We start from the raw sequence: 14,281 nt of genomic DNA, 5'->3' as shown, positions 1-14,281 counted from the left end.
AACATGTATCTAGCCACAGGTATCTATCAACAAGTATCCATACACAAGTATCCAACCACCAGTATCCATCCACCAGTATCTATCCACACTTATGACGACAGAAATTAGCAGATAATTTCGGCGGCCATCGCACCGCGCAGTGCATTGCATACCATCACCTGTTCGGCAGATTGAAGATCCTCACGCGTCAAGGCGCGTTCCGTTGCATTCCAGGTCGAATCATTCAGAATCAAGCTGCGCATCACACCGGGTAACAAACCGCTCACTAACGGCGGCGTGTACCAACGTCCGGCTAGCTTAATAAATACGTTGCTGCGTCCACCTTCCGTCAATTCACCGGCCTGATTAAAAAACAACATATCAAATGCACCTTGCTGTTCAGCGGATTTCCACGCATGGTCATAGAGAGTTCGTTGGGTCGTTTTGTGACGTAAAAACAGATCGTTTTTTTCCGTCGGTGCATCAGAAATAATCACCTTAACCGGTTGAGACAGCGAATTCATGGGTGCGCTGGTAACAGACGAGGTGCCATCCGCCGATAAACTTAATCGCAGGCGATGTGCACCATTAGCGGTCAAACTTGCTACGACTTTATCCAAGCGGCTACGCAACTGCGCTTCGTTAAATTCAAAACCAAAATACACGGCAGACGACCGCAAACGATTTAGGTGTAAATCCAGCGCTCGGCAACCGTCTTTGCTAGTTGCATAGATCGTTTCAAACAGGGAAAAATCAGCACGAAGTCCCGTTAAAAACCGTGCTTTCAGCACACATTCGGCGTACTCATCTTGGGCTACGCTGTCGTACACGATACCCGCACCGATACCCATCTCGCCATGACGAATGCCTTCATCGTTTTCGGCTTCCAGCAACAACGTGCGAATCGGTACCGACAAGCAAAAATCTCCTATTTGATCCTCTCCCAACGGCGCATCAAACCACCCAATTGCACCGGTATATAAACGCCGCGGTGCCTTTTCCAGTTCGGCAATAATCTGCATGGACCGTAGTTTTGGTGCGCCAGTAATCGAACCGCACGGATACAACGCAGTCATTAAGTCGGTCAGGCCGAGATCACCACGTAACTGCGCAGTGACAGTAGAAGTCATTTGCAATACCGTATTAAATCGGCTGACTTCAAATAATTTTGGTACGTATACAGATCCACAATGCGCCACCCGGCCCAAATCATTGCGCAATAAATCCACAATCATCAGATTTTCTGCGCGATTTTTTGGATCTGCGGCCAATGCCAGGGCTGTCCGCTGATTCTGATCGCTGTCATCACTGGCGGCGGCTGTGCCTTTCATCGGTCGTGCGGTCAGCACGCCTTGGTCATGACGCACAAATAACTCAGGCGAAAGCGATAGCACCGCACGACCATCCGGTAATGCGATCAGCGCACCATAAGGGACCGGTTGCCGTTCGCGCAATTGGCGATACAGCGACAACGGACTTCCGTAGACGTCAAAATGCAGGCGAAACGTGTAATTCACCTGATACGTGTCACCGGCTTCGATGTAAGCGTGGATACGCGCAATTGCCTGATCAAATTCGTTCGGGTCAACATTAGGGAGAACGTTAGCTATGCCAGATAGGCTGTTTGCATCCGACCATGCCGTTTTTTGATCTGGTAGCAGACCGTTCAACTGGGGATTACTCATTACCAGCGCGCGCTGCCTCAACCAATCGTCAACTTCTAGCGCGGTTAATTTTTGGCAGGTTCCGAATAGCAATACTTCAGCGAGCGGCTCAATTGTTTGGGACGATTTAGAAATAACTAACGGCACACGGTGCATTGCCGCACCCAGTTCGTAGTGGAATAGCGTCACCACTTGCAGGCCATCTTGCAATGCCTTCTGCATTTGAGCAAGCAATCGCGGCAACGAGTCTGCGTCGTGGCATTGCAATGTGCACCGATAATCAGTGTACAAACGAGAAACCTTCGCCGCGTCGTCAGCACATCGATCATCGAATAAAGCAAAACAATCAGAATCGGCCAGTGTGATGCTATCAACGCTGCGCGCCTCAATGTGCGGTGGCGAAAATGTGAAACCTGAAGTCATAGTTAATGCGAGTCGGGAATAAAGATCATTTTTTGAATTTTACAGAAAGCGAAAAGCATCCTGCACGCCGTCAAAAGAACATTGCAACGAAGCACATATGCTACCTGATCGGCGAAGGATACGCCAAAGCGCTATACTAAGTGCCTTTCGGACTTAGGGGTAATCGGCTTTAAAATAAACTGGATGATCCATATTTCGCCAGTTTCTTGTCCAATAACGGGCTATTTTTGCTTTTATCCCATAAGTCCGACAGCTCCTGACGTACTTAACACTTCAGTCCAACGGCAGCTTTGACGGTGCCATAGAACGGCACTATCCATCATCGCTCATGGCAATTTCTCGTGTTTTTCTCACTCCCCTCATTGTTGCCTGCGCGCTGTTCATGGAAAACATGGATGCGACGGTCATTGCCACCTCCTTACCCGCCATGGCGCTCGACATGGGCGAAAGTCCGATTGCGCTGAAACTGGCCATGACGTCTTATCTTGTCAGTCTGGCGGTATTCATCCCGATCAGCGGCTGGATGGCCGATCGTTTCGGCGCGCGCACTGTGTTTCGGACAGCTATCGGCGTATTCATGCTCGGCTCCATCCTGTGTGGAATGTCGCATACCTTGGCAGAATTTGTCGCCGCGCGCTTCTTTCAGGGTATTGGCGGTGCCATGATGGTTCCGGTCGGGCGGCTTGTAATATTGCGCACGGTCTCGAAAGCCGACCTGGTCAAGGCGCTAAGTTATCTGACCATTCCGGCGCTACTTGGCCCTGTCATCGGCCCTCCGCTTGGTGGATTTATTACTACCTACTTTCATTGGCGCTGGATATTTTTTATTAATATTCCGATCAGTATCGTCGGCATCTATCTCGCCAATCGCTATATTCAAAATCTGCGAGAAGAACAAACCGTGCCGTTAGACTGGATCGGCTTTATTCTTTCGGCGGTTGGTTGCTCTTGCTTGATGTTTGGCCTTGCCAGCGCCGGACGGCATTTGGTGAATAGTGACGTCTCGTTCATTTGTATGGCAATCGGTGCAACTTCGCTGGTGGCGTATGTGTGGCATGCGTTTCACTGCGAACATCCGCTGCTGAATCTGCGTCTGTTGTCAATTCCGACACTACGCATGAATATCTATGGCGGTTCATTATTTCGCATCGGCATCGGTGCTTTGCCGTTCTTGCTGCCGTTATTATTTCAGCTGGGATTCGGCCTGTCGCCGTTTCAATCCGGCTTGCTAACCTGCGCATCGTCAATCGGTGCCATGTTTGTCAAGACGATCACCACTTTCGTGCTGAAACGCTTTGGCTTTCGAACGGTGCTGATCTATAACACGCTATTGGGGGCGGCATCGATGGCGGCATTTGGCGCTCTGACTGCGGACACGCCACATATCATTGTGGGCGCTTTACTGCTGTTGGGTGGTTGCATCCGTTCCATGCAGTTCACCAGCATCAACGCGATCGCTTACGCCGACATAAAGCCACAACAAATGAGCCAGGCAACCAGCTTGACCAGCGTGGCGCAACAATTGGCCATCGGCATGGGTGTGACTGTGGGCGGGTACTCACTTCAACTGTCTAATCAGATTCAGGGCCACACCACCATTGTCAGCGCCGACTTTTGGCCAACGTTCCTCACTATCGCGATCATTGCAGCCACCGCACTGCCCTTCGCGATAAAATTAAAATCGGATGCCGGCGATGAAATGTCTGGACGTCGCACCATCTCATGATTCCTCAGAAGCGACCGGGCAGAAAATGATTAATCGCGTTACACCCGCTCCCATTCCAATAGCCGGTTATTGGCAGGCATAAGCTGATCCGCCGCCAGAAGGAGCTTATTTTCTGCGGCCAACAGAACCAAATCTGCCATATCCCGAAGTCCCATATGCGCAGCATAATTTTTCAAGCTGACATCAAACGCAGCATTACTATCGCTAGTAAATTGGCCGTCGACATTAAAAGGTCCGTACGTCCAAAAGCGGCCGCCCGTCTTCAGTAAACGACCGACACCTGAAAACATATTCTGTACTTGGGGCCACGACATGATGTGGCAAGTATTGGCCGTGAACACCGCATCGTACTGGCCAGTCAGTGACTGCGACCAATCAACGTCGGACATGTCTAGCGTTAACGGCGACAATACATTTGGTAACTGCGCCTCTTCTTGCCACGCCAGAATACTAGCGTGATTTGCCGTTAGATCGCTGGTTTGCCATATCAGATGGGGAAGCTGCTCTGCAAAATAAACCGCGTGCTGTCCCGTGCCACTGCCGATCTCTAACACGCGCTGCGATGCCACCAATTTACTTGCCAAAACTGCTGCAATAGGAAGACGGTTACGCTCGCAAGCGATTGAAAACTGTTTGGTCATTGTGGCTTTCCGGTTCAATTGAACGCATATACTATCGGAAATAGCAAAAATAGCGAACTTCGACGGCATGGTGAGGGCTTACCGCGCTATCTGCTCATTGAAGTTTCATGTTTCAACAGCAATACAGAATCATGATATCGAGAATGATTGCCTTACTAGATTGCATCATTTTCAGCACCATCTGCACGCTTCAAATCACATGCAACACCTTGCCAATATAATCAAAAAATAAGCAATACAACATAATCGGCAATGGCAAACCGAGCATCGTTCCAATCACATATTTGTGAAATTTGACGCCAGAAAGTGCAAGTGCATAATTGAGGGCTGGAACGGTCTGAAATAATACGCGAAGCAACGCAATACTTTTAATCGGATGGGCATCAAGACCATGCAGTATCTTTAGCGCATACCGATTTTTCACTGCTCGTATTGCATCGCCACCGACGAAGCGAATCGTCAGGAAAGTAAACAAGCACGAAATGGTGGCCGCAATGTAAGTCGCCACGCCACCCCAGGTTTTGCCAAGGGCGAGCACCGCCGCTGCCAGAAATATCCAGCCTGGTATTTGAACCAGATTCCCGACGCAGAACAACACGACAAAAACCAGCAACCCGGTCAGTTTGTTATCGACCAACTGTTGACGGACAAAAGCCAGGTTGAAATGCTCTCTCAATCCAGAAAATTGAAATAGCGCGAGCAGCGCCAACAAAAACAGAATGACGATACACAATCGTTTGTAGCGGTGCATGGTGCGCCTTTCCGTCTGGAGGTCAAATGTTGCTGATCAAACTCAACGTCAGTAGCATATCGTTGTTAACCATCTTTTATCGTTTAGCCATGGATTCAATTTACCACTACACTATGCTGATTCTTGGGTCTGCTGTACCGCAAAAGTAACCATATCAAACCGCTTGACTGTCCATATCAAGCCCCGCTTTACGTAGTTCACGAAAGGTTAGGAAAACCCGCAGGTCAAACTCCAACTGGTGATATTCGGGCAGCATATACTCACATAGTTTGTAAAATGCCTTGTTATGATCTTGCTCTTTCAGATGCGCCAGTTCGTGTACGACGATCATTTGCAAAAATTCTGGCGCTGCCTCTTTGAACAGTGCCGCTACGCGGATTTCTTTCTTAGCCTTCAGTTTTCCTCCTTGCACCCGCGAGATGGCGGTGTGCAGTCCTAGCGCTTTGTGCGTCAAATCGAGCCGACTGTCGAAGAGCACCTTATCAATATTCGGTGCATTTTTTAAATGTGCCTGTTTTAATGACAAAGTATAAGCATACAAAGCCTTATCATTTTGGACCGCGTGTTTGCCCGGATACCGCTTAAGTAGATATTCCCCCAAACGCTTTTGTTCAATGAGTTGGCGTATCTGATCCTGCAATGCGGACGGATAGGCCTGAAGGTATTTAAGCGGAGTCATAAAGCGGCGATATCTAAAAAATAACTACATGTATAAAAGAAGAATTGTTGTCCAAGACGGCAATACTGCACATCCCTACTACTTACTAGAAATCTACGTCCGGTTTCTCGGCGGGGGGTTTCCCCTTCTTTTCTGCCCAAAACGAATCAAAGCGCTTAGTGAACAAAACGTCCAGACCGTTGATGGTGCCACCACGCAAAACCATCGACCATCGACGCGAAAATTGCCAGGTGAGTTTTAACACGCTAGCTGCGCTGGTCAGGCCCTGCTCGTAACCGAGATTAATTTTTTCGGTAATTGCTTTGCCTATATTGACAACCTGTTCATCGACTAAACCTGACTCACTGGAACCAATCGAGAATTCATCGAGCCCGACGCCTTGGGCTATTTTTTTGCCGCCATAATTACCCAAAAACGCCAAGGCCTGACCGGCGGCCTGACGCTGGCCGAGCGCACTACTGTCGCTGCCATGACCGAACATTAACCACGACAGTTTTTCTTCGTCGGAGACATTTGGCTCAGATACCAGCTTGACCCGCGGCGAGGATGCATAACCACTAATTTCTGCGCCGGCTTCGACATCTTGATTACGCCGCATCGCCAAGATGTTAATGTTAGGATTATTCAGCGGTCCGGTAAAATTAATTAACCCGCGTTCAATTGCCAATTTTCGACCAAATACTTCATAAGTTCCGTCGGTGACACGGATCGTGCCACTGGCACGCAATGGCGCAAACGGTTCACTATGCACCGACATCGTGCCGCCTAATTTGAGATCGGCACCGCTTCCACGAAAACGAAAATCATTGCCGAAATTGACATCGATATTCATAATCGGGGTCAAGCTTCCAGCTGGCTTTTCCGCCGTTTTTGCTATTTTCTGTTTGTCGGTCAACGGCGCAGAACGGGTTTTCCCATCATTGCGAACGATCACGACGTCGTCTCCGAGCGCCGGAGCACTAGTCTTAGGCAAATCGAACAATGCCTTATCGATGGTGAACTTGCCATCCACGTGCAACTGCTCGTTGACATTGGCTACCTTGGCTTGCCCTGATAACATCAACTGACGATCTGGACTGGCAAATAGTTGCAACCGATCCGCGACGATCGTAGCCGTCACATCAGGATTCGATTTTCCAAGCTGAAGTTGACCATTGGCGCGTAGTGTTCCATCGCCACCATGAAACTCCAACTGCTGTAATGCGATGACATTTTTTTCCACATTAAACCGTGCGATACCATCACGTAATTTTATTCCCTGATCATAGAGGGTGACCGCCAGATTATCGCCTGCAACCGTACCGGACAGGGTCGGTTGTCCTAAAACCCCATCAAGCTTTAGCTCCATCTTCAGATTACCGTCTAAACCGACTAGCGGCCCGATCAGACTGCCGACCGTTTTTAGTTGCGGAACGCTGGCTTTTACTGCACCCGATAAGGACGCGTTGTCGGTGATCATTAACCCGTTCCCGATACGGTTCAAACCTAATTTCACTTGCGCATTCACTGAACCGATTTTGGCGGCAGAGAGAGCCGTATTCACATTAACCTGTGTTCCCTGAAGATCCGCACGCAGGCGCAGTTCTGTCAATCCCAGCGGAATGTCTCCGCGCCCTGATGTCACCCGGATATCACCGCTACGTCGGTTAATCTCAACAAACCCGGTGGCGCTGTCTGACAATCCAAAATCCCAGCGACTGTCGAGGACCAGGTCTGTTTTTAACGGTGGCGCAGTGCCGGTAAATTCATGTACAAGATCGACTACCGTTTTCACATTCAGCGCATTCACGGCACCAGCCGACTGTATGCGCCCATGATCGATACTTAGATTTTTTAAATCAATGACCGCATCGGCAATCGTCAGCCGAGTCGCGCCTAAAATAATCTTATCTCCTGCCACGCTAATGGACAAAGGCGTGTCTAGTGACACACGAGGAATACCTTGATTTTTCAATTCGCCTAGCGTGCCCTGCCAACCATAGCCGGTGGCATTTTGAATCACTTTTCCTTGCGCGGCCAAAGTCAGTGCCAATGGCTTATCGCGCACGATACCAACAGTATCAAGCTTTAAACTGTGATCGCCAAAAGTACCGGATAGGCTTGCGTTCATTTTGCTCAACGCAATATCTGGGCCACGGTAACCATGCGCTTCGATGCTGACTTGGAGGCGGTTGGTGGCGGCGGATACCTTGGCACTCAAGTCGGCTTGAATATCGGCCTGCCCGGACAAACTGTCGATTTGCTGCGCCCCGAATACTAACTTTTCCGCGCGATAGGTCGCCTTGACGACGGGCTTTTGAATGCTTCCGCTGACCTGCCCTTCCGTATTGAGCGCACCTGACAAACCAAATCCCAATCGCTGTAATTCCGGCGCATCTACCTTGAAGTTAAAATGATCTCCCGGCACACCAAAATTGCCCTTTAATTGGGCGTTATTACCTGCCACGGAGATTTGCGCCTCACTTGGCAATAAGCGCTTATCAAGCAGATTGATAACGCCTTTCCCCGTCATTGGCAGGTGGTCATAAACGCTATCGAGAATATTGAATGCCAACTTTAGTTGCAACGTCGGCGCTAACTTCCCGGCAGCATTAATATCCATGTTGATGCTTGCAGAAACAGGTTTTGCTGTCTTTACGTAGCTGCTCTTTATGTGCGGTTGCTTTTCAAATTTCTTGTCCGACTTTTTGGCCGCTGGAGAACTACTCTTTATCCATAAAGCAGGATCGAAATCACGTAGTTTCCCCTTCATCGTATAAGCCATACCGTTGGTACGATCCACGGTTCCGCTCAGATTAAGATGTGCAGGCCCGGCTACCAATTCTGCGAGGCGCAAATCTATTTTTTTGGGATCAATCACCGCATCCATTTTTGCCGAAAAATTTTTGTCGGCCAAGGTTAATCCGATTACTTGTGTATCCGGCGTCAGAGTGACACTAATTGGACCTTGCAATTGCGACGTCTGTAATTTTCCATGCAATGCATGTAGATCGAGATCGGCAACATCAAAGGTAAAATTACCGGTATTTTTCTCTTTACCATCGGCGTGATATTCACCCGCACCGCTGATCAAACCTTTATCCAGTAATTTAATTTTCAAGCCTGATAGTTGCTGGGTTTTCGCGTCCAGACGTAATTGCGCGTCTACGGAGATCAACGGCAAGCGATCTTTATCGAGAGCACCGGGAATCGCGTTCGAGATATGCAAAGGGCCGCTCACCGCCAGCAACGCTAAATCAACTTTGCTGCCTGATATGTTCGTCTTTGCTGGCACACCGTCAACCGCTTCCGGAGGAGAAATCGGCGTCAGATCGGCCTGAATATTCAAGTCCGCCAACGGTGCACCGGCGCTGAATAATTTTGGGTTGATGTGCGTAGCGCTGATACGCACGCGCTCAAACGGGATCGGTGCAAACGGTGTCGCAGCAATCTCGGCAGTGGCGCGTAGTTTGTCGCCGTTGCCTTGCAAAGCAAGATTCAAATCAGATAATGTGCCCGACACTTTGGCAACGATCTGATATTTTTCCTGTTCGTAAGCACCTTTTAGTTCTGCACCACCGCTAATCGAAAACGGTTTCGTGCCCTGTAAATGCACCGTTCCATTTGCGCTACCGAATGCTGTGTCCAAACGTTCTAATACCAGCGTATGTTGCGTCCCGTCAGATTGTCCGTGCAACGATAGATTACGATATTCCGTTGTACTTAATCCTTCCGTCAGGGCAAGCTTATCCAGCGTAATACTATCGAGCGATAATGCCAGCGGCAACGTTAATCGCGTTGGCAATACCATTGGCTCGGACGGCGTTGGCTGCATCCGTGCTGCCACGGTGCCAATGTGCAAATAGTTGATACTGAATTTCAATGGAGAAAATGTCAGGCGCCAACTTCCATCAATTTTATCGATAGTAAATTCTTGCGTTGCATCACGATAAACCACGTTCTTCAGCCGCACGCCTTCCGCCACCGTACCGCCAGCTAATTCGCCACTTAGATGTTTTTGCGATAGCCAAGTCGCCGTATTCCATATTGCTTTAGTCCCGGATTCCGTGCGGAGTCCAATGAACAGGGCGCAGATCATCAACACCAGAATGAGTAGTAGCGTCAACATTAGCGCGGCTATTCTGCGGACGAAACCTGAACGGCCACCGCCGTTTTTTCCCGACGCTGGCGGCGCTGGGTTTGGCGTGGCTGATTGATCGGTGTTTGATGCTATTGCTTTGGTCATGCAAATATCTTGTCGTAGTAAATGGATGGATCCGGCACCTGCCCGAATGATTGAGTACCGTTATACGGCCACTGCAATCCAGCTGTTTTTCTATCGGTTTAATAACAAAATTTTACGGGCATGACAGATAAGAAATCTGTCCTATGTCTATAAAAAATCACCGCACCGAAAAATATTTTTACAATCATAAAAAGTCATCAGAATGCAATACCGAGCGAAATGTGAGGCCGAATACGCCTGTCCTGGACGCCATAGGCCAGATCAACGTTGACCGGACCCACGGGACTGCGCCAGCGCGCACCAACTCCCGTACCAACCTTAATTTCCCTATCGACGAAGCTATTGGTCGCAGCGCCGATATCGTAGAATATTGCGGCGCCCCAACTGTGATTAAACCAATGCTGATATTCGGCGCTGGCAGTCACTAGATATTTTGTGGGATAGACCGTGCCGTTTTGGGTATTGCCGATACCCTGATAGCTATAACCGCGCACAGACTCATTCCCGCCAGCCCGGAACAGTAACGATGCAGGGACTTCCGCGCTGGCCCCTTTTGTAAATACCGCGCCGCCTTCGACGCGGAAAATCATGATGTCGCGTTTAGCGATCGGAATATATTTTTTATAGCGAAGATAAGCGCGAAAAAAACTTTGGTCGGTGAGTAATCCCTTCAAAGCGATCCCCGTTTGTACGGAAAAAATATGGCCTTCAGTCGGAAAAATCTGATCGTCGACATCACGCCGGGTCCAGCTAAATCCTGGCACTACTGCTTGATGTTTACCTGGCAAAACGACAGTGTCCGGCGGTAAAACGGCGCCATCGGTCTGTTGCAGCGAATCGCGATAGTAATCAAGCGTCAATGCTGTGTCATAGTTTTCCAGAGAACGTGCGCGCTTTAACCCAATCCTCTGGCTGCGCAGGTCCACTCCTTGAAGAGTAGTGCGATCATATGAAGTATTAATGCCATTCACAAAACTACGTTGGTCCGGCGGCATGTTTAAGCTGAGCGATCCATACTGACGTCGCTGTTCAATTTTGGCCGTACTGTCAAATATCCAGGCATCGCCAAACACATTGTAATTCGAGTAGCCACCCTGGACCTGAGCACCCGTATCTGTCGCATAACCGACTCCAGCTCTAAGACGCTGTGCTGGAAACTCAGTAACCTGCACCTTTACCGGCGTCAACGCCGGGTTGGTCGCATCGTCGTCAATTCCCACGATGACGTTACCAAAATAGCCGGTGTTTTGTATTTGCCGCTGCAGATACAGCAAACGGTCCAGATCGTAATTCTCGCCAACACTTAATGGATTAACATTTTGGATGATCGTATTCGGATAGCGTTTAGTTCCGGTAATTTGCAACGCACCTAGCGTAAATGACGGCCCACTTTCATACTCAACCGATAACTGCGCTTCACTGTTGTCGGCCTCAATCCTTGCCTCCGAATGGGCAATCTTCGCAGACGGAAATCCCTTATATTGCAACAGCTGTAAACTATGCTCCTTAGCCGCATCCCAATCACTCTGACGAAATGGCTGGCCAACGGGCAAGCGCCAGTTGCGTTGAATACGCGGAATCCGCTCTGGCACCTCCGTCGCTACCTTCCCTGTCACATCGATAGTTGCGCTGGAAACGATCGTCCGTTTATGTGCATCAACTTTGAGATGGATGACTTTGACTTTTCCATCGTCGACCGTCACTTCGGTGGTGGGCAAAAAATAACCCTCAGTAGACGTGAGTTGGGTGACTTGGTCGTTGACCGTATCGAGCATAAATTTTAGCTGATCGTCACTCAAGTCGTCGCGATCCTTATAGCGCACTAGGTCCAGATGCTGCTTCAATAGGGCACTAATTTCTTTAGGAGCCTCAATCTCAACCTTATAGACGGCAAAGGCGTCGGTAGCACTAAAGGAAAGAACGCCGAAAACAACCCCGCAGAGTCGGTTTGTGAACCATCTAACGGACTTGCCGTGGCACTTCCTCATGCGCAATAGTCCTCGTAGCAAAAGCGGCTCGACATAACAGCGCCCCAACAACATTGATAAGAGAAAAGAAATTGAAGCATAGCGTTCGGGATTTAACAAAAAAGTCAGGCTACGCTAATAGAATACGTACGTATTAATATCTCAGTAACATAACAGGGTAGCGAAGTGCGGCGATAGCAATTGAGGCAAACAGATTGATGACAATCTTCGAAGCAGCCATCGACATTAATTGTGCATTATAAATAAAGCAGGCCGCAAGAACCTCGCAAACCTGCATATTTAGGGAAACTTAACCTGATTTAACATTTTTTCGGCATCAATTATTCAACCGGCACGTCAACCAATGACAGGCTGAACTGCTGTAGATTACTCTGGATAAGTCATCCTGGACGGTTGCACCCAAGCCACAAACTGATCTTCGGTAACGTAACCCAGATCCAGCGCCGCTTGCTTCAAAGTACTGCCATCGTGATGCGCATGCTTGGCAATTTGAGCCGCTTTGTCGTAACCGATATGCGGTGCCAACGCAGTAACCAACATCAGCGAGCGTGCCATCAGTTCTGCGATACGATCCTCGTTGGCGGCAATGCCAGATGCGCAATGATGGTCAAAACTATGCATACCGTCCGTAAGCAGACGGACGCTTTGCAAAAAATTATGCGCGATCAATGGCTTGAAAACATTTAATTCAAAATTACCCGATGCACCACCGAAGTTAATGGCGACGTCATTGCCAAAGACCTGACAGCAAATCATCGTCAATGCTTCACATTGAGTCGGATTGACCTTGCCGGGCATAATTGAACTACCAGGTTCATTTTCTGGAATACTTATTTCTCCCAAGCCAGAACGCGGACCCGACGCCATCCAGCGAACATCGTTGGCGATCTTCATCAGGGCTGCGGCCAACGTCTTTAATGCGCCATGTGCCGCGACCAACGCATCATGTGCGGCGAGCGCAGCGAACTTATTTTCTGCCGTACGAAATGGTACATTCAGCGCTTTGCTTAACTCGGCAGCGACACGCGCACCAAATTCAGGATGTGCATTCATGCCGGTACCGACTGCCGTGCCGCCCGCAGCAAGCGCGCACAAACCGTCTAATGAAGCGGCAATATTACGTTCGGCGAAATCGAGTTGCGCCACATAGCCAGAAAATTCCTGACCGAGCGTGAGCGGTGTTGCGTCCTGCAAATGGGTACGCCCAATCTTGACGATGTCGACAAATGCGACAGATTTTTTCTGCAATGTGTCGCGTAAAGCACTTAACGCGGGCAGCAACAATTCGCTCATGCCCAACACTGCGGCGACATGCATCGCTGTCGGAAAAATATCGTTGGATGACTGACTTAGATTAACCGCATCATTAGGATGGATCAAACGTGTTTCGCCACGTTCTCCACCAAGCAACTCGGAAGCACGATTCGCTAGCACTTCATTCATGTTCATATTGCTCTGCGTACCAGAACCGGTCTGCCAGACTGCCAATGGAAATTCGTCTGGATGCTTGCCGCTACTGACCTCGGTCGCCGCTTGCATAATCGCATTGGCTTTTTGTGCCGGCAACTTGCCGAGATCCAAATTTACTTGGGCGCAGGCGTGTTTGACATATGCCAGCGCAGTAATCAATTCGACTGGCATACGCTCAGTGGAAATATGAAAATGCGCTAATGAGCGTTGCGTCTGCGCTCCCCAAAGTCGCGCATTCAGTACTTCAATATTGCCAAACGTATCCCGTTCAATTCTGGTACTTTCCATCTTTAGCTCCAAAAGAAAAATACAACTTCAGAGTGTTGGCTGCGCCATCAAGCGCCACCCAAATCGAGGTCTTTCAGACCGCCATACATCAATGCAAAACGCAGAGAGCCAGATGCTTTGACTAATTTTATAGCAGATTTGTCTACAGTCTAGCATCCACCGATAGTTGGCGGCCTCTTCGACCCCAAATTGGTGCAGGCGTTCCCAATAGCGATCGGAAACTTTTTGCTGATAAATAGATGAAAACTTCGGCTCATCAGGAGATTCGTCCAAGCTATAAAAATAGCGGAATCAAAGTGAACAAATGGTAATTTGATGTGAGATTTTAAAAAATGGTCTGGAGGTTATTGCGGGAGAAAAACCCAAGTTAAAGCAGCTCAAGGATGGGATGGGATGGGATGTAACAACATTCGTATCGAGTAGCATCAAAAAAGCGCTACAACCATT

At 49.0% G+C, this 14,281-nt stretch carries 8 protein-coding genes; 1 reads left to right on the top strand and 7 read right to left on the bottom strand.

Translation table 11 applies throughout. From position 1 onward, the window contains the following. Window positions 1-104 precede the first annotated feature (104 nt). Window positions 105-2,066, bottom strand: coding sequence for an aminodeoxychorismate synthase component I (gene pabB / locus QN379_RS04250; RefSeq protein ID WP_323506093.1), 1,962 nt, complete (start codon window positions 2,064-2,066; stop codon window positions 105-107). A 328-nt stretch (window positions 2,067-2,394) separates the two neighbouring features. Between pabB and QN379_RS04245 the strand changes: the two genes are divergently transcribed. After that, entirely contained in the window at window positions 2,395-3,792 is a 1,398-nt protein-coding gene (locus tag QN379_RS04245) for an MFS transporter (RefSeq protein WP_322236387.1), read from the top strand. A gap of 38 nt (window positions 3,793-3,830) precedes the next feature. Here the strand turns inward: QN379_RS04245 and QN379_RS04240 are convergent, their stop codons facing one another. The 6 genes from QN379_RS04240 to fumC form a co-directional block, all read right to left on the bottom strand. Then, entirely contained in the window at window positions 3,831-4,433 is a 603-nt protein-coding gene (locus QN379_RS04240; protein WP_322236386.1) for a DUF938 domain-containing protein, read from the bottom strand. A gap of 190 nt (window positions 4,434-4,623) precedes the next feature. Next, window positions 4,624-5,184: a VTT domain-containing protein gene (locus tag QN379_RS04235; RefSeq protein ID WP_322236384.1), complete on the bottom strand. Its 561-nt coding sequence runs from the start codon at window positions 5,182-5,184 to the stop codon at window positions 4,624-4,626. 154 nt (window positions 5,185-5,338) lie between these two features. Next, window positions 5,339-5,863 carry a M48 family metallopeptidase gene (locus QN379_RS04230; protein WP_322236382.1) on the bottom strand — a complete coding sequence of 175 codons (525 nt, stop codon included), beginning with the start codon at window positions 5,861-5,863 and terminating at the stop codon, window positions 5,339-5,341. 85 nt (window positions 5,864-5,948) lie between these two features. Continuing rightward, window positions 5,949-10,088, bottom strand: coding sequence for a translocation/assembly module TamB domain-containing protein (locus QN379_RS04225; protein WP_323506092.1), 4,140 nt, complete (start codon window positions 10,086-10,088; stop codon window positions 5,949-5,951). 197 nt (window positions 10,089-10,285) lie between these two features. Next, complete coding sequence (locus QN379_RS04220) at window positions 10,286-12,076, bottom strand: autotransporter assembly complex family protein (protein WP_323506091.1); 1,791 nt, start codon at window positions 12,074-12,076, stop codon at window positions 10,286-10,288. A gap of 366 nt (window positions 12,077-12,442) precedes the next feature. After that, on the bottom strand, window positions 12,443-13,834 hold the full coding sequence (fumC, locus tag QN379_RS04215; protein WP_323506090.1) for a class II fumarate hydratase: 1,392 nt from the start codon (window positions 13,832-13,834) through the stop codon (window positions 12,443-12,445). Between the last annotated feature and the right edge of the window lie 447 nt (window positions 13,835-14,281).

This window comes from Glaciimonas sp. Gout2 (assembly GCF_035018905.1).
GTDB lineage: Bacteria > Pseudomonadota > Gammaproteobacteria > Burkholderiales > Burkholderiaceae_D > Glaciimonas.
Note: the sequence above shows the minus strand (reverse complement) of the source record. Positions and strands in the feature narration are given on the sequence as shown.